Source organism: Bartonella sp. MR63HLJHH, assembly GCF_042194155.1.
In the GTDB taxonomy this organism is placed as follows: domain Bacteria; phylum Pseudomonadota; class Alphaproteobacteria; order Rhizobiales; family Rhizobiaceae; genus Bartonella; species Bartonella grahamii.
The window spans coordinates 1-16,843 of sequence record NZ_JBHIMN010000015.1; the positions used below are offsets into that span (position 1 = coordinate 1).

The 16,843-nt window shown below is 41.2% G+C and carries 18 protein-coding genes and 1 pseudogene; 3 read left to right on the forward strand and 16 right to left on the reverse strand.

Annotated elements, in window-relative coordinates:
* The 16 genes and pseudogenes from ACFIKQ_RS08225 to ACFIKQ_RS08300 form a co-directional block, all read right to left on the reverse strand.
* A pseudogene (locus ACFIKQ_RS08225) lies at positions 1 to 167 on the reverse strand (late control protein); the annotation flags it as partial.
* The gene (locus ACFIKQ_RS08230) at positions 167 to 421 is read right to left on the reverse strand and encodes a tail protein X (RefSeq protein ID WP_375647897.1); all 255 of its coding nucleotides are present in this window, start codon (positions 419 to 421) and stop codon (positions 167 to 169) included. The gene ACFIKQ_RS08230 and the pseudogene ACFIKQ_RS08225, both read right to left, overlap by 1 nt.
* Entirely contained in the window at positions 418 to 879 is a 462-nt protein-coding gene (locus ACFIKQ_RS08235) for a phage tail protein (protein WP_375656256.1), read from the reverse strand. The genes ACFIKQ_RS08230 and ACFIKQ_RS08235 overlap by 4 nt, the downstream gene beginning before the upstream one ends.
* Positions 880 to 892: 13 nt before the next feature.
* A complete protein-coding gene (locus ACFIKQ_RS08240; protein ID WP_375656242.1) occupies positions 893 to 3,229 on the reverse strand; it encodes a phage tail tape measure protein in 2,337 nt (778 codons plus the stop codon).
* A 131-nt stretch (positions 3,230 to 3,360) separates the two neighbouring features.
* Positions 3,361 to 3,774: a hypothetical protein gene (locus ACFIKQ_RS08245; RefSeq protein ID WP_375656243.1), complete on the reverse strand. Its 414-nt coding sequence runs from the start codon at positions 3,772 to 3,774 to the stop codon at positions 3,361 to 3,363.
* Positions 3,775 to 3,783: 9 nt separating this feature from the next.
* A complete protein-coding gene (locus tag ACFIKQ_RS08250) occupies positions 3,784 to 4,302 on the reverse strand; it encodes a phage major tail tube protein (RefSeq protein WP_375656244.1) in 519 nt (172 codons plus the stop codon).
* Between the two features lie 3 nt (positions 4,303 to 4,305).
* Complete coding sequence (locus ACFIKQ_RS08255) at positions 4,306 to 5,526, reverse strand: phage tail sheath family protein (protein ID WP_375656257.1); 1,221 nt, start codon at positions 5,524 to 5,526, stop codon at positions 4,306 to 4,308.
* 80 nt (positions 5,527 to 5,606) lie between these two features.
* Complete coding sequence (locus tag ACFIKQ_RS08260) at positions 5,607 to 5,816, reverse strand: 2-hydroxymuconate tautomerase family protein (RefSeq protein ID WP_015856802.1); 210 nt, start codon at positions 5,814 to 5,816, stop codon at positions 5,607 to 5,609.
* Between the two features lie 14 nt (positions 5,817 to 5,830).
* Complete coding sequence (locus ACFIKQ_RS08265; protein WP_375636591.1) at positions 5,831 to 7,072, reverse strand: hypothetical protein; 1,242 nt, start codon at positions 7,070 to 7,072, stop codon at positions 5,831 to 5,833.
* Positions 7,073 to 7,160: 88 nt separating this feature from the next.
* A complete protein-coding gene (locus ACFIKQ_RS08270; RefSeq protein WP_375636592.1) occupies positions 7,161 to 9,029 on the reverse strand; it encodes an FAD/NAD(P)-binding protein in 1,869 nt (622 codons plus the stop codon).
* A 95-nt stretch (positions 9,030 to 9,124) separates the two neighbouring features.
* Positions 9,125 to 10,303 (reverse strand): YbfB/YjiJ family MFS transporter, encoded by a 1,179-nt coding sequence (locus ACFIKQ_RS08275; RefSeq protein WP_375656245.1) that lies wholly within the window; start codon positions 10,301 to 10,303, stop codon positions 9,125 to 9,127.
* Positions 10,304 to 10,563: 260 nt separating this feature from the next.
* Complete coding sequence (locus ACFIKQ_RS08280; RefSeq protein ID WP_375656246.1) at positions 10,564 to 11,445, reverse strand: baseplate J/gp47 family protein; 882 nt, start codon at positions 11,443 to 11,445, stop codon at positions 10,564 to 10,566.
* On the reverse strand, positions 11,432 to 11,818 hold the full coding sequence (locus tag ACFIKQ_RS08285; RefSeq protein WP_375656247.1) for a GPW/gp25 family protein: 387 nt from the start codon (positions 11,816 to 11,818) through the stop codon (positions 11,432 to 11,434). Before ACFIKQ_RS08285 ends, ACFIKQ_RS08280 begins: the two co-directional genes overlap by 14 nt.
* A 3-nt stretch (positions 11,819 to 11,821) precedes the next feature.
* Complete coding sequence (locus tag ACFIKQ_RS08290; RefSeq protein ID WP_375656248.1) at positions 11,822 to 12,022, reverse strand: hypothetical protein; 201 nt, start codon at positions 12,020 to 12,022, stop codon at positions 11,822 to 11,824.
* A gap of 11 nt (positions 12,023 to 12,033) precedes the next feature.
* A complete protein-coding gene (locus tag ACFIKQ_RS08295; RefSeq protein WP_375656249.1) occupies positions 12,034 to 12,201 on the reverse strand; it encodes a hypothetical protein in 168 nt (55 codons plus the stop codon).
* Between the two features lie 152 nt (positions 12,202 to 12,353).
* Positions 12,354 to 12,851: a hypothetical protein gene (locus ACFIKQ_RS08300; protein ID WP_375656250.1), complete on the reverse strand. Its 498-nt coding sequence runs from the start codon at positions 12,849 to 12,851 to the stop codon at positions 12,354 to 12,356.
* Between the two features lie 865 nt (positions 12,852 to 13,716).
* Between ACFIKQ_RS08300 and ACFIKQ_RS08305 the strand changes: the two genes are divergently transcribed.
* Genes ACFIKQ_RS08305 through ACFIKQ_RS08315 form a run of 3 tightly spaced genes read left to right on the forward strand, consistent with a single transcriptional unit; the run spans position 13,717 to position 15,999 of the window.
* Positions 13,717 to 14,112, forward strand: a complete 396-nt coding sequence (locus ACFIKQ_RS08305) for a hypothetical protein (RefSeq protein WP_375656251.1) — start codon at positions 13,717 to 13,719, stop codon at positions 14,110 to 14,112.
* Positions 14,069 to 14,782: a ThiF family adenylyltransferase gene (locus ACFIKQ_RS08310; RefSeq protein ID WP_375636606.1), complete on the forward strand. Its 714-nt coding sequence runs from the start codon at positions 14,069 to 14,071 to the stop codon at positions 14,780 to 14,782. The genes ACFIKQ_RS08305 and ACFIKQ_RS08310 overlap by 44 nt, the downstream gene beginning before the upstream one ends.
* Positions 14,779 to 15,999 carry an MFS transporter gene (locus ACFIKQ_RS08315; protein ID WP_375656252.1) on the forward strand — a complete coding sequence of 407 codons (1,221 nt, stop codon included), beginning with the start codon at positions 14,779 to 14,781 and terminating at the stop codon, positions 15,997 to 15,999. The genes ACFIKQ_RS08310 and ACFIKQ_RS08315 overlap by 4 nt, the downstream gene beginning before the upstream one ends.
* The last annotated feature ends 844 nt before the right edge of the window (positions 16,000 to 16,843 follow it).

The following is a 16,843-nucleotide window of genomic DNA, read 5'->3' on the forward strand; positions in this document are numbered from 1 at the left end:
GTTTGTGGAACCTCTAAATCATTGCCACTATCATCAAACTCTGCTTCAAATGTATCGGCTTCATTACCGGCATGGTCAGTGATAGTTGCGGTTAAAAGACGCTGGTAAAAAACCTCATGAACAGGTTTGTCTCCTACCTTGACCACAATAAAAGGGTGTGTGCGCATTAATCCCATAACCGCTTCACCATGCTTTGGGGATTAGACAACACAAACTCAGGCAGAATAACCGTTAAGCCCCGCGGTAAAAACACACCATATTTGGCAATCTCTGGATTGGCTTCCAGTGTGGCTTCTAAATAGCCGTTTAGTGCCCCCACTTGGATGCGGTCCCTGAACACTGCCATGGCATGGTGAAAGCAGATGAGATCAAGACTCATATCCTCTAACTCTACAACAACATGCTTTTCTGGTATCTTCATGGAGTTTGTCCCACTTGATATTGTCCCACCTGGTATTGTCCTTGCGGTTTTCCGCCATTAAAAAAGGGCAAGAGCGTAATGGAATAGCGGATGCGCTGGGATTGACCAGAGCGGCTGATATAGTCGTGGTCTTTATTGATCGTGGTGATCACCACGGGACCATGGAGAAGGACACTATAGGTCGTATCATTGATCCAACGAAGCATCTGGACCGGCTTTGCTCTTCGAATGGTTTGGGCGATGGCATCTATCGCTACACGGTCACCAAATTCTTCTGGAAACCAAACTCCATGAATGGTTTTTGCATCATTGCCATAGCCGGTAAATTGCAAACTGGGGGACCTGCCAAAACGCTCCATACAAACCCATGAGGCAGAAAACTCTTCTTCAAAGGATTGGAAATTCAGCCAGTCCACATAAAATTGATGCGGTCCTAACATCATCAAAGGATCTCTCATAGGCTCCCTCCCCTCATTCTGTCCCGCCATGCAGAGCATTAGCGCGTGCCCGTTGAATGGCGTGGGCAACCGCACGACCAGTGGCCACAGGATCACGGGCACCATTGACATGCACTGTGACATTTTGATTGTGTGTGATGGTGGAGTGATCTTTGCCTTTTTCTTCTGTGAAAGGGGAATTTGCATGCCCCGCCCCCGCAAATTGTGGTATGGGCTGAATGGCTGTTTTCCCCCCCAAAAAACTTGGCAAAAACTCTCTTACATCAATGGAACCAATCCACCCCTTAATGCGGCTAGGCAAAGATTTACAATAATCCATCAATTGTGAGATAGACGACATAAAGCCATCGACAATCGAATTAGCCAGATCTTCGCCCGCTTGTTCCATACCAGCCTTGGCACTCTCCGAGAGCTTTTCCTGTGTAAAAAAACTCTTCAACCATTGCCAAAAGTTGGAAAAGCTTTGTTTAACGCCCTCCCACACGTTGCCAAACCAACTGCCAACAGCGCTAAGCTCTTGTTTAAACTTTTGCCAAACTTGAGAGAGATCAAAAGCATTGGCGATTATATTTTTCCAACGCGTAATGGTGCTGGTATCAGCACCAAAAAAGCGCATGACGGCTTCAAAGGCTTGCCCCCAAGCCCGTGTTACCCCCCGTGCAAAGCCCTTCATAAAAGAAGAAAAACGGTCCCAATATTTCCACAAAGCAAAACCAGCAGCCAGTATGACCGCCACAACAGCAGCAACCACAGCCCCTATTGGGGTAAAAATACCCCCCACAACAGAGGAAATACCCGCCCCAACCACTTCGATCACTGTCCCAACAGAGCCAAAAGAGGCAGCAAATGCACTTCCTGAGACAGCAATCCCCCGTAAAGCCCCGACCAACAAGGTCATGGGGCGTAAGAGTCGGAGTGAACTTGCCCCAAGACCCGCGGTTAGCAAGCCCAGGGAGCGCCCTGCGGCTGCTAAGCCCCGCCAGCTTGCAGAAAGACCACGACTGAGTGTTCTAAGCTTGATAAAAGACGTGATCAATTGAAGAAGCCCAAGACGTGTTCCAGCGAGGGTAAAGCGCAAAACCCGTAGAGCAATATTAAAAGCCATAAGGGCAGCAATGGTTTTGATGATGGCGCTTGTTAAAGTGGGATGGGCATTCGCCCACGCCATAAGCCCATTGGTAAAATTGCCAACACTTTCCATCAAACTGTTGAGGGGGGGCAGAAGCACTTCACCAATGGTAATCCCCAAAGCCACAATGCGGTTTTGTAAGAGTTCAAATTGCCGCATGGCACCGGTTGCTTGTTTGTCTGCTTCTTGCTCTACAGAGCCTTTAAAGACTTGTGGATCTTTCACATAATCTAAAGCTTGCCCTAACAATTCGGGATTGCCCACCAATTTGGCAAAATCACCGGTAAAGTCTCGCCCAGCAATGGCAATCAGCGAACGCATACCCTGTTCGGATTTACCCAACACATTAAAAAAGCGCACCAAGGTACCTGTGGCATCTTTATCCAGATCTTGCATAAACTTTTCGCGGGAAAGCCCGATACTGGCAAAAGCATCTTCAATATGTTTACCCCCTGCCTGAATGCGCGCACTCATCGCATTAAAACCACGCGCTGCACTTTCTGGAACGATACCAGCAGAAATCATTGCCGTACCAAAAGCAGCGGTTTCACGGGCAGTGAGCTTAAACATGGTTGCCGCACCGGTGGCACGATTGGTAAAATCAGACACTTCACTTGCCTTGGCCGCCATGTGGTTAGAGAGATGATTGATGGCATCGCCTAGATCTTCAATCCCTGCTTGATTAAGCTTAAAGACATTGCGCAACTTGGCAAAGCGCTCCCCAATCTGATCTCCCGTCATATCAAAAGCAACAGCCGCTTTAGCGGCATAAATGCTAAAAGCTTCTAGATCTTGTTCGCCAATCCCTGCTTGGCTAGCACTGGTCATCAGTTCCAAAACTTCACGTGCCGCTAGCGGAATCTTAGTGGAGGTTTCCAAAGCAAAACGTCGCAATTCCTTTAAGCGATCAAGGGGGGCATCCAGAACCTTTTCCAAGCCTTTCATCGATTGATCAAATTGCATGGCTTTATAGAGCGGTGCAATTAAGGTTGCTGTTTGCGCAATGGCACCAACCATGCGCCCCCGCGCTTGGATAAAAGCATTTTCAGCATTCTTTGTCGCATCCTCAAGATGCTCAGGGTCAAACCAATTTTTAAAGTGCTGCCTTGTCTTGTTTTGGAAATGCGCAACCTCTGAACTGAAGGCTGCAAGATCACGCTTGGCAGAAGCTATCCCCTCTTGCAGATGATTGACAAAACGCACAACAAGGGAAACATCCATGATCGTCTCTTATCCTAACTGATGACTTTCATATTCTTGGGCTTTAAGGCGTGCGAGTTCTTCTCGATAGGCAATCACATCCAGCCAATCCATCTGGTTAATTTCTGAAGGCGCCCAGTGATAATAAAGGGCTAGCTCTGCTCCAAATTGTCCGGCAGAGAGGATTGGCGTTGCGTAAAAAAAGCAGAAAAAGCCTTAAACACTGCCATAATGTCAACAACATCAAGACGATTAATCAATTCAACCGTTTCATGAGACATATCGGCTAAAAGCACGGCTATTCCTTCCATAGCCTCATGGGTAAATAAAGCCTCACAAAGCTTAAGAACAAGAATATCATTGCCCAATGTTTTTTTATCCTTTTCTACAGCGGGCAAAACGAGCTCTACCAACTGCGGTCCGATTAACACCGCTAATTGGCGTGCTTGCTTGAAGTTTGGGCGATAAAAGGTCAGTTTCTTGCAGAGAGTTTCTTTGCCACCTTTATCTTGATAAAGAAGCGGAACCTGCAATTCTACATCAATGCTGGTTTGTAAACTTGTCATGATCAATTCCTATAAATTGAGAATAGAGCGGCGGCGAGAACCGATCTCTTGCCCATTGCGGACAAGCCAGCCGCCCCGTTTAAACGAAAAGCGGTGCAAAACAGAACCATCCCAAAATTCCGTATAGTCCCAAACATTTTTGATCTCGCAATCATAGCCTGTTGCTTTTCCAGCCGTTAAGCCTTCGCTATCCACTTTGACCAAACGCCCTGTAACATCAATGGAATGCTCATGCTCGCGTCCATCTTCTTCAGAGATCACATGTTTTTTGCCGGTAAATTTATGACGAAGACCAGGAGGACCACCAAAGATACCGATAATTTCGGGTGTGTGACTGCGGATTTTCATTTGTATGCTCAAAGCTTTCACACCAAGACCGCTCACATCAATCTGCATATCAGAGCCCCCTGGTTGATAGGTTTCGGTGATTTCTTCCAGCGTGGGCAGTTTCAATGTTTCAAGATCAAGGTGAAGATTCACATCATCATCAACAATCAGGGTAAAACCGCGTACAATGCGTAAAGTCATGCTTTAACTCCTTGCTGCTTTGCGATAAGTTTCAAGCGTATCGCCAAATTGATAAGTCATTTTCTTTTGAATATCTTGCACCAGCCGATCAAAATAAGCGCTATTGCGCCGGCTGCCGAAACTCAAATCTTCTAAGGGTGGCACTTCTTCCGCATCAAACTCGACCCGCAATTTTCCCAATTGTAAAGTACTGTTGGAATTTAAATCGCGGTCAAACCAAACCCGCCCCCCCAAAAGGGCTCCACGCGCAATCAGATCATCAAGAAACTGCGTGAGGCTGCGGGTAATGGCAATAACATGTTGACCGGTCAGATTCTCATCATTCGCCCAAGGGCGGAAATTGTTGATGATCGTTTTTTCCAAGGCTGCACGGGTGCGCACCACATTGACAAAGCGCCAGAGTGGATCACTGGAGGTGGTATGATTTCCCCATAAAATACGTCCATTGGCAGCTATTTGTCCCCCAGAATTATTTAAATGCGCATTTTGGCTAAGCCGTGCTGGAATAAAGGTCGCAATATCGGCTTGGTTGAGGCGATTTGCTTCATGATCGATTTCCCCATCAAAATAGCTAATGGGGCGCGCCGTGCCTAAAATGCCATGCACATCTTGGTTGGAGGGAGACCAAAAAACACCGCCCCTTTGCTTATCACGTTTGATAAACATGGCGGCAGCAAAAGGACTTGCCGGTTTAACACTCCAACCCCCATCACCATTTGCCACCCGTACAAAGGGGTCAATCAAATAACAAAAGCGTGAGGAAAAATCTGCACGATAGGCAAGGCTTTCTTCCGTGTTTTTACCACCCGTATCAAACACGGCAATCGCTTGTAGCTTTTCTGCCACTTGTTCTAAAGCATCTGCCACGGGGTTTTTGCCATTATCAATCCGCCCTGCACTATAAGCCGGTGCCAGTAAAATGCCAGGTTCCACCCCTAAATGCCCTCTAGCGTGTTTTAGCGCATGCACACCGGTTAAGGAAGCATAGGATCCCACCATCTCAGTTTGTGTCTCAGCAATGGTTGATTTTTCTTCCACACGCACAAGGATAATTTGTGCCTCAATCCCTTGTGCACACACGGCGTTAATGACATCAAGAGCCGTGCCTCTTGCCCCAAGCTTTTGGATTTTCTCACCCTCATGCGTAAAGATAAGGATAGGCTCGTTGAGGGGAAAAACTTGGTTGTCAGCATCAGGGGCTGTAACAACCGCACCAATGGTGATTTGATCAAATGTTGCTAAAGGACGTGATTTTTTATATTGATTAACCCTATTGACCTTAAATTATTGTCAAATACATAGAGTTATTCTTTATTTTGATCTTTCCTTAATTCTGTAACGGGAACACCATTAATACCCCAATTGTCTGTCTCCACCTCATCAATCACTACAACAGTCGTTTTCGGATTTTTATTCAGAATATTAACTAATAATTGAGTTGCCCCTTCTATTAGTTGCCGTTTCTGTTCAGAGGTAACCCCTTCATTAGTAATTTTAATGTTTATGTAAGGCATAAGATCTCCATAATTTACAAATATTGTACAAAAAAGCTCAAATAAATGAACGCAAAAAGATTAAATATTAATACATAATAGCTATGCATTTTAAAGCTCGTATCCACCGGTGAAATATGCAGGCTACTGGAAGCAAAAATAGCATTTATCGATACAGGAGAAAGGAGTTGAGCTGCAATAAAGAAGCAAATCCAAACCAAATAATCCGTAACCCCATAAGTTATCGATGACCCTAGTAAGGGAAATGCCAAACTAAATAGCACCATAGGGTGAATTCCTGCTACACTGAAAATTGGCAATACGAAGAGAATACAGGCATAGCGCTGCCAAACAGAGAGTGATGCCAATGAGTGACTAAACGTCACCGGCAACAAAGGAATAAGCAAATCACAAGTAGATATTAGCAGACTACAACCTAGCAACAACAGAATTTCACTTGATATACTGCGTATCACTGCCACCAAAGGAGTCAAGAAATCAACACTGCGTGAACTCCCACGCTCAATGACATATAGAATGCTCGCCGTCAACGCAATGCTTTCTAGTGCATTCAACCTGATAACTGTCAACGCAACGATAAATGTTAGCCAGAACAATATCAAAAAAATCCAAATTCTTAATCTCTCTCCTTCTTTATTCGCTCTCCTCTCATCGCAAATAATCGGATTAGCTAGCGGTACAACAGGAGAAAGGCACAACAACAACAGACTGAATAGAAAAAGTGGTATCCCCAAAGCAGCGGATGTGAATATTGGTGTTCTAGGCATAGCAGAGAAAACTGTTGCTGCACCGATGCTGGTTGGCATCAGTACCATTGTGATGCTCATCATTCGCATCACAATAGCGGCCAAATGGCGAGAGGGAAAAACACTTTTCTTCAAGGCATCAATCATTAGGGGGATAACCCCCAAACTCATCGGCCAAGCTAGAAACGCAGTCAGTATCGCGATGGACAGGGTAAGCGAACCCTTTCCATAGCGCATCAACCGTTCAGAGAGAAATTCTGAAATACGCCATATATTCATCACATGGCGCAACAATCCCATGGCGAGTAATAGCCAAAAGACATCAGTAAAACGCACAAGCACAGTACTAACATCAGGAAAATGCCAACGCCATATCAGCACTAAAGTACAAGCCAACAGGATGACCACACCACTGCGTGCATTCCCCTTCAACCACCAGTATGGTATCGTCAAAAGCAAATAACCGAAAACAGTCACTCCAGCCAATGGAATAAGAAACCAAGTTCTCATTGAGATAGATATAAGAAAAATGAATAGCATCAGCATCGCTATTATAGCGGATACGGAGGACATGCGTATCAGGAAGCTTTTTACATCATCAATGTACATTAATTGTTGAATCTTTGACTGAGTGGCGATTAAGAAGCTGCTCGTACATGTCAATGACACAGTGCCCTGCATCCCGCAGTGCACGCGAATTAACTAAAGGTCTAGGCAAAATATATGTATAAAAATTGGCCCCCTCTACTGGATTACCTACCACCCATAATGTATTTTGTACTTGTCCTTTAGTATCTATAGGATGCTGCTGACAGTCAATATCAATACCACCAGGATGATATCCTTGGTTGATAAATGGCCGGATGATACCCTGAGCAGCCAAATTTTTGATAAAAGGAGACTCATCACGCAACGGAGAAAAACTATCAATCTTGGCCGTGATCAGCACATCTCCATCAACTGAACTGTTTTCATCTTGGAAAACAGACTGAATTTCGAAACGGCTAGTACTAGCATTGAGAACAAGTTTAGGTGAAGGTCCGCCAGCCAAAGTCACGATACCAGCCTCCATCAGAGCCTTCAACTCTTGGTTTCGCTGCATCGGTGGGCCGACAGAAATACGGTTAAAGTTTGGATTAAAATATTCAATAAAGTACTTGTGAGATGAAGACGTTAACCCGCAAAAATCAATTGCTGAACGTAAGATATCACGGACATCTCGTAGCACATCTGTAGCAGCTTTCACTGGGCCATCAACATTACCTGCAGCGGAAGAATGAAGATCGTCCTTCAAATGCTCCATGAAGAATCTTGTATAATCCTTCAAAGAGGCAAATATTTTATTTCGATGAGGATACAGCAACGCTTGAATACACTGCTCGTCTTTGGAAGTAACAACATAGGTTTCAGGGTCTAGCCAGTGCCCCAGCTGCGTACTTCGATAGACATAACACATTTCTTTAAGCAACAGAGGTAAAAGCTGCGTTTCGAAATCCAGCTTCGGAGAACCGTTAGCAATGCTGGATTGCTTACGCAGATGATGTATTGCATCGAGAGTAAGGAATGATGGTATGTATTGCCCACTACCACCCTTTTGATTAATCCCGCGACTACTAAAAGGCAATGTTTGACGGGAGAATAGAGCTATCTTCGGTTCTTTGCCGCTTGGCATGTAGCACAATTGTCCAGCATTTTCAGTAAAAGTCCCACCGCGACCGTAAGTCAATTGCGACAAGACATCATAGCTAGTTAATCCAATTCCCTGCACCAGCACACGAGACTGAGATTGTATAGAGTCCAACTTTTCAATTGGATAAGGATTCGAATAATAGTTCAAAAGCGCATTTTTCATTTGATGACCAGCCACAAACTGTTGCAGATTTTCATCATGCGATGAATATGTATTCTTACCGTGACCCGTGGTAATATAAACAAAATCTACACTGTAACGATAGCCATCTTCCAAAAGAATATCCGTTTTATTATCTTGGTGGATATAGAGATTGATAACTTTTTGTCGGATCTCCTTAATACGAATACCGGAAGGTAAATCTTGCGTGAGCTCTTGGTAAGCCCAAGACAGGTATTCCCCTAACAAACGACGTGATAAATAATCATTTTCTTTGATTTCTTTCCCAACATTATGCTCTGTACGAGAAAAGACACCGTTAATATTACGATAACCTTGTTGAATAGCCCATTGATAGAAATTCGGTCCCTTCCGAATAGGCCCTACACCCTTAACTGTATCATCACCAAATAAAGTAATCTGGCAAGCAACAGTGTTAACCAATAAATGATCTGGCTGATGCACACTATGGGTACCGGTTCCCATCTCATTGGGATCAATCAATAAAATATCAATGTTCCCAGAAAATGGATAATGGGAATAAAGTGTGAGCAAGCGTTCGAGAATACTGATCCCACGAGGACCAACGCCCAAAATAGCGACTGTAGAGTGAAGCATTCTTTAATCTCCCCTATTAGAATAATTTGACTTTCACAAAATGTTTCAAAAAGAACGTAATAAATTCTCTCGACTTTTTAGTGAAGATTGCGGGTTTATGAAACGCCAACGACCTTTTTACAAAGACAATATTGGCAGATTCCAGCAGCAGCAAAAAGCGCTACAGCACCACAGATAACGGAAAGCGCAATGGCATGTGAAGCAAACTGTAAAAAACTCGTCAAGAGAGGTCCTAATATTTGGCCAAAACCGTAAGTTAAGGTAGCCAAGCCTAGCAGATTTATGCCATACGGCGCATACAAACGCTTAGCTAACGGCATAACTAGAGAGGTCGTCCCCATAAAAGTAAATCCAAACCCTATGCAACTGAGAACTATCAGTACAAGAGACTGGCTGAATAATGTCAGTAATACGCATCCTCCTTGGATAAGCAAATTGAGCATCAGACAACGTAATACCCCCCACCGATGGGCTCCCCATAACCAAATGAAACAACTAGGAACAATGGCTATTCCGACAAACGACCATAAATGGTTAGCGAGTAATGGAAAATTAAATGTTTTCGCCATCAGAGGAAGATATGTCGCGACAATAATATAACCAAACCCAGCGAGCCCATAAATCAGAGCGAGTTCCCACCAAACGATATTTTTGTGTGCCAATGACTCATTAATAGAAAATTGAGACGCATCAACACGACGTGGAAATAAAATAAACAACAAGAGCAACAATACAACAGATATTAAACCAGCTCCAAACCAAATATTTTTCGCGTTCAGCGATTTACTCAAACCAATAATAACATACTCATTACCCAGTAGAATACCAACTCCCACACCTGCATAAAGCGAAGCAATAACCCACAGCTTGTGACTATGCTGCATAACCGTAATAGAACCAAAAATCATCATTGCCGCACTCGCGATACCGGCAGCAAAGCGGATAAAGAAGACCAAGTAAAAGTTTGTTGTTAATACCATGGCAAAAATAAGTGCACTCGTCACTATAGCTGCACCAAATAGCATGTAGGGAGCACGGGATATATTCCCAACTCTGCAAAACGAAAAAAACATACTCCCAACTAAATAACCGCCATAATTAGCGCTAGCTATATAAGAAAGTTGCTTAAAGGTAAACAATCCTTCATCCAACATAACTGGAAATACCGGCGTATAGAAAAATCGCCCAATCCCCATCCCCAAAATCATAATAATCATACCGAATACAGCGATTCCGAAACAACTCAAATCTTGACGATTATTTTTTCCCCCCATTACTCTAATTCCTTAACTAATAATTCGCTCATCCGCATTCTATCTCATCAATAGTAGCACTTATCTCAGAGAATAAAAGCCAATCTAGCCATTTGTTTAAGTAACCAGAGCAACATATTGAGCGCTTATTGTCAACATTACTGGATCAGTTATATGCATTTCATCGTTTTACGCCCTGCTCCATGTATGCTCTTCTCCCTACAAAGCTTCTTTTTCAGAAAAATAATGGCTGTAATTAAGCAGCAATAACAACGAAGACATCAATAAGCACGCCCCCGTTCAGACAAAACAATATCCCCCAAAGCTACAGCTTCATCAGGTGCGACCAAAATATCCTCAAAGGGGTGCGTTATGTTCACATGGTGAACGCCCTCAACCATCAAGCGGCTTAGTATCCAACTTAAAGACAAATCACGCCCAAGCCTTTGCGCACGCGCCCATTCTGCTCTTAAATTCTGCTCCGCTCTTTCCAAAACAAAGGAGCCTTCATCCGGTAACAACCAAAAATCAGCAGAAACATTGATCATCCGCTGCACCGCGCTTTTCACAAGGATGTGGTCATTGGTCATTTTAACATGGGGGGCATCAAGGGCTGCTTGTACCTTGGCAATCAAAGCTTCATCAGCCACCCCTGAAGGGGCGTCACTAAAAAGCGCAACATGAATAAGTGGACTTTTACCCTCACGATAAACAAAAGCATCTTTGACATGGATATCGCTTGAGAGGGCAAAATATTGATAACGTGGCGCTGTGCCACCTGTGGAATGTCCTTGTCTATTCAAGCGAATGCGGCGGCGCAAACGCTCATCATCTTCATCCAAAAGGCGCGTGACCCCATGAAAATCCCCCAAATGATCTAAACTTGTTCCACGCGCAAATGTGAGTAAATTATCCCGCGCCACTTCATTAATCCGCTGGCGCAATAGCAACTCTTCATAAGCGGCCGCTTGCAATTGAATGACAACCGGATCATAAGCCGTCTTTTCCACATTATAAGGGATATGATGCGCTGCAAAAAGCTCAGTCAAACGCGTGATCTTTTGCTCTAAAATTGCTTCAACAGAAAGCTCTTCAATAATTTGTGGCAAAGGGAGTTGTGGAGGGGGAATTTGTGGAATGGATAAAGGTTCAAACTCTGTCATCACCAACCTCTAAATCAATACTCATTGGTTCCTTATGCGACCAATCCCCCAAATGCCCATCGGGATAAAAAACACCCGTTAAAACAAAATGGAATGTACCTTCACGCGTTGCTTTTGTCAGATCAATCCTCTGCAACGAAAACCCAGGCTCTCCACACTCTGGATCATCGAGTGCTTCAACAATTGCTTGATAAAGCTGCATCATCGTCGCAGGATCAGCATTGGCATCTTGGAATGCTCCAACATCACATCCATAATGACGACGCAATGCACGTGTCCCAATTCTTGTCGTCAGACATTTACGAAGTGACTGTTGACAATGTGCCCAACCATATAAGAGAGAGCCATCCTTTTCGCTTATCCCACACCGCATGCTTTAAGCACCCTTTGTTGTCTTTGTGGTAGAAACAGTTGGGGGCGCAGAAACAACAGGTGCTGGTTTTTCAGCGATCTGACCAAGCAACAACGGATATTTAGCCGCTTCCTCACTTAAACAAATTTCTTCACCTTTGCCCGGTGAACGTTGACCAGCAACAAAATCGGCATTGGTTAAAATAACATAAGTGTTCTCACGCATGATAAACTCCTTTAAAGGGGGTAAGAGGTTGTGGAGGGACCCATTTTGACCCCACCGTGTTTGTGGCTTGCGCCAACAGATTTTTGATTGTGCTGCAAATCTTCTGCTTGAATATGCACACTGCCCGTTAATTCAACACGGGTTGATTGATGAGAAAGCACCAAACCTTTTTCACTCAAATGGATTTGGTTTTCCCCATGGGAGAGAATGAGTTCATCCTTCGTGATACGCAAAGTACCATAAGAGCCGTCACTTTTCTTTCCTCCTTTGTGCTGTAAGAGCTTTATCTCGTTGCTAAAGCGTGTCTTCTAAATGAATAACTTTTCGTTTCTTATCGAAATATTTTCCTCAGACTTTGAAGCCTGTTATTTAAATTATCAACTTCGTGATCGAGCCTTTTAACCTCTTGATTTAAGTTATCAATATGTTCTTGATGTTTAGAAATCACTTCTAAATAATGTAATGATTGAGACTGATCCTTAAGCTTATTTGCTTCATTTAATTCTCGAAAAGCCTCTGTTCTTTTCTCAACATGCTCAAATAAAGTAAAAACCTTCTCGAGCCGTTCAAAAATTGCAGCATTCCGCTTTTGCGTTATTTCATATTTATAAGCCAATTGCTTGTTATTTGGCATATTTTTCAGCAATGCAAAATAGAGTGCCTGCTGTTCAAAAGCTATTCTCTTCAAGTCCTCTACCGCCACCCCCAATATTTGCATTGTATCGTTCCATCCTCTCTCCGCATTGTCTTTTTCAAACTTTGCTGAATCCAACTTCTGAACCGCATCATCTCGTTCCTTAACAACTTGGGAACAAAATAATTTATCCATACCCGTATAGCCATGCGAGGTAGATAAAAGATATATTAGCAAAAATATGATAAGCAATAAGCCTTCCCTCAACAGAACTTTTTTTGTAAACATTTTTTATTTTCTCGTATGCAATAAATTAAAATAAACAATTAAATTTGTATTGAAAAATTAATAATGAAATTTATTAAATCTATTTAGAATAATCTATGATAAAAATAAAAAGGGATAAATTGTACACAAATTAAATACTCAACAAACAAAATAAAGCTATAAAAACTAATTTATTCAATAAAATAGTCATAGATTTTTCTGTCTAGCTTTATATCTCTATAGGAGCAATTTAATCACTTTATAGGTGACTTTAAAATATTTTAATAGGATATTATAATTACTTCAAAAATAACATTTTGATTAATAAATATACTAACAATTATAAAATGATGCGTATACAAAACGGATAACCACAATCAATGTAGTGATCAACTACTTTATAATATAGATTTGTTTGTTTTATCCGTAGCAGCAATAAAAAAGTTTGTGTTTTTACATAAATTCAAATTTATTCATTTTTTATATTATATTTTATGCTATTACTTTTAAGTTAATAAAGATCATAGAGTTTTAAACTGATGAGATGCGTTCTTTTCTCAATGTACGCTCATTAATATTTGATGTAGGAATATTTACTTTACATCATAAAAATGCATTTACAATAATAATATTTTATATAGGATCCTCCTCCCATGTAATGTGGTGAATAATGAAAACATCAATAACGAGGAGGAAATCATGGATCATACAGAATATAAGTAATAACTAAAGAAATTTACCTGAAATTATTTTTCAGGGAAAAGTTGGTTTGCTCTACAAGTGGGGAGGATAAATGAAACAACAATATATTTTAGGAAAATACACACATATTGTTGTTCGTGAAGAGGATGCTATTTTTGGTGCAGGTTCAAACCAGTTTATTATCAATGATAAAAATTTTTGGGAGAACTTAGTGCTTATTGCGGCACAATGGATCAAAAAAAAGACAGTAGATGAAGTTTACAATTCACTATCATTAATCATGTTAAAAGAAAATTTTGACCGTGCGTTTGATTTTCTTGTTTCTAACCATTTTCTTGTCAAAGCTGAAACATCAGACAATATCCTCAATAATCGGTATTCCAGAAGTCATCTCCATTATCAAATGTTATGGTATGCATCCAACCTCTGTTCAGCATACTCTTTTGCAAAAAAGTGTCGTCATTTTAGGGGGTGGTGGGATTGGTAATCATGTATCAGCAATGCTTGCATCCTCTGGCGTTAGAAAATTGACTCTTGTTGACAATGATGTGATCGAGATGACCAACCTTACCAGACAAATTCTTTTTACTGAAGAAGATATCGGTCTTCCGAAAACAACAGTTCTTAAACGTGAGCTGATGCGGAGAAACAGCCAAATTGAAGTTCATGAATTACAAATGTTGATTACTGAAAAAGAGGATATCAACAAATTACCCAAAGCTGATTTATGGATCATTTCTGCTGATTCACCTGTTCAGCTAGGCCTATGGATCAATGAATGGTGTGTGAAAAATAAACAAGCCTATATAAATTCCGGTTATGTTAATGATATAGCTGTCTTTGGTCCATTTTACATACTTAAGAAAACTGGTTGTTACGCATGTAGCTCGTCTATAGGCAATCTTCCGGCAAAAAGTGATCACCTTATTTATGAAGCTTGTATTATGGTTAATAATAACTTCAAAGTTGCTACATTTCCCCCTGTTAATGCACTTTCAGCTGCCATGTGTGCTAATGATGCTCTTAAATTTTTGGGTGGTTATGGAAGCCTTCTTTCCACGGATCGCCGTGTGGGGATATGGAGCAGCCAACTTTTCACAGAAGAGCGTTCTCTAAAGAAAAATCCTCACTGTAAGGTTTGTGGAACAACACAATGAACAGACCTCGCACCCTTGCTCTCAACTATGGATCCTATAATGCTGTCCGCATGCTGATCGGCGTTTACCATGCTATTTTTTTAATGTCCATGGGAGTTAGTCTGGCGCAATTAGCTCTGCTTCAGGTTGTCTTTTCCACCACCATCCTGCTGCTTGATTTTCCCTGCGCTGTTTTATCTGACAGATATCGACGTAAATATTCCGTTATGGCTGGGGTCTTTATGACAGGAATATTTTATCTTCTATGCCTTCAAGCTCCCAATATGACGGCACTTATTATTGCGCAAATTCTCTATGCAGCGGGCATTTGCATCATTGTCAGCGCCATTGACGGATGGATTTACCATTCTCTAGGCGATAAACAGGATCACTTTTCGCATTATGCTCATCTCTACCACCAAGTTAACTCTTTCGGAAGTATTCTCAGTGGGATTATAGGAATTGGAACGATCTATTACTCTGGACAATATTTTATGGGATATATCATCTCATGCCTCATGATGGGATTTATTTTTTTGATATTCCTTATTGTTCCGGAAGAAAAGAAAACGACAATTGAAACATCCAAAACAAAAACAATCTTGCACAATGCCAAGGAAACGCTTTGGATCTTTCAAAATACAGTAGGAGGCGCATGGTTTATTTTCCTCATGTGCCTTTTTAGCGCTGGTATTCAAATTATTTATCATTTCTGGCAACCGATAATACTTTCAGGGGGGAAAATTAATCACCTCAACGGTTCGCAAATGCTCGTCTTGATGTTCTGCCATATTGGAGCCTTTTCAGCACAATATTTTTCAAATTTACTGATGTCTAAGTATCATGTTCTTGATAAAAAATATAAGAATTCTATAAAATATTTTTCCTTCTTTTCTGCGCTGATGTGCATAGCGCTCTATTTTTCAGTTCATAGCCATCAAACTGCTGCATCAGTCATCGCCTTCTCTTTAATCCATGGATTTATTTGCACTGTACCGATAGGGGCCAAAAGCTTATTTTTCTCAGAACTTAACCAAAAACAAACGCAGCATATTTCCGGTATTGTTGGTGCTGTATCTTTTAGCGGAAGAATATTTTCAATTACAGTATTAAGTATTATTTCTTTTCTTCCTGCAAAAGTTTCTCCATCTTACTACCTAATATTACCGACCATTACTTTTTTCATGTGTGGTTTGGTTGTCATGAGATGGATGAAACACTCTCACAAGTCTCTATGAGAGGAAAATTTTAAAATTATCACCCACAATGTTTTCTTCTAAAAGAGATCGATAATTTTTTGAGAGCATTGCCACATCCAACTTTCAACATACAATGAAAATATAAAGCAATATGTTGATTTATAATGATAATATAGCAAACTCGAATATTGTAAGATTCTTTCTTTTCAAATCTGTTTTTATGGTTGAAACAATCAAAATCATTGCTTGCATATCAGTAAGTGGAGAAAGCTGTATAAATAAAAACAATTTAGAAAGGAAAAATGCATTTTATGAACTCCCATAATCAAAGTCTATCACAACATGGAAGCAGGAGTATAATATGTCTCGTGGCATCTTCATAAGTATACAAATGGTGTGGCTCTATAAGACTTTATATGCCTCACAGAAACTTTTGCATTTTATACCATTTAAGAGGTGCCGTCGCAAAATAGGCCTATACACATTAAGAGATATCTCTTTAACACAAGTGCACAAATTGGCAACACAAGTATATTTGTGTTTAGAATATTCTTTTTATATGAGAGGCATAATCCCAACGGGATAAACAAAAACGTAAGACACATAATCTTCATTATTTAAAAGACACTGCCATAGAGATTTATGAAAATTATAAAACTGAATTAATAAGATGATGATAAAAATGGGAGCTCATTTCCACCTTTTTCGCTTTTATATTTTTTCAAAATTAAAAAGATTCTTCCGTTTTTAGAAATGACTCGCTAGCAAATATATACAATATTTTCTCCCCTATTTGATATATAAAAGCTGACATAACGGATAAAGCAAAAGCTTAGCAAAACAACGTCATAAGATAATAAATGTGCCACCAAACAATTGGAAC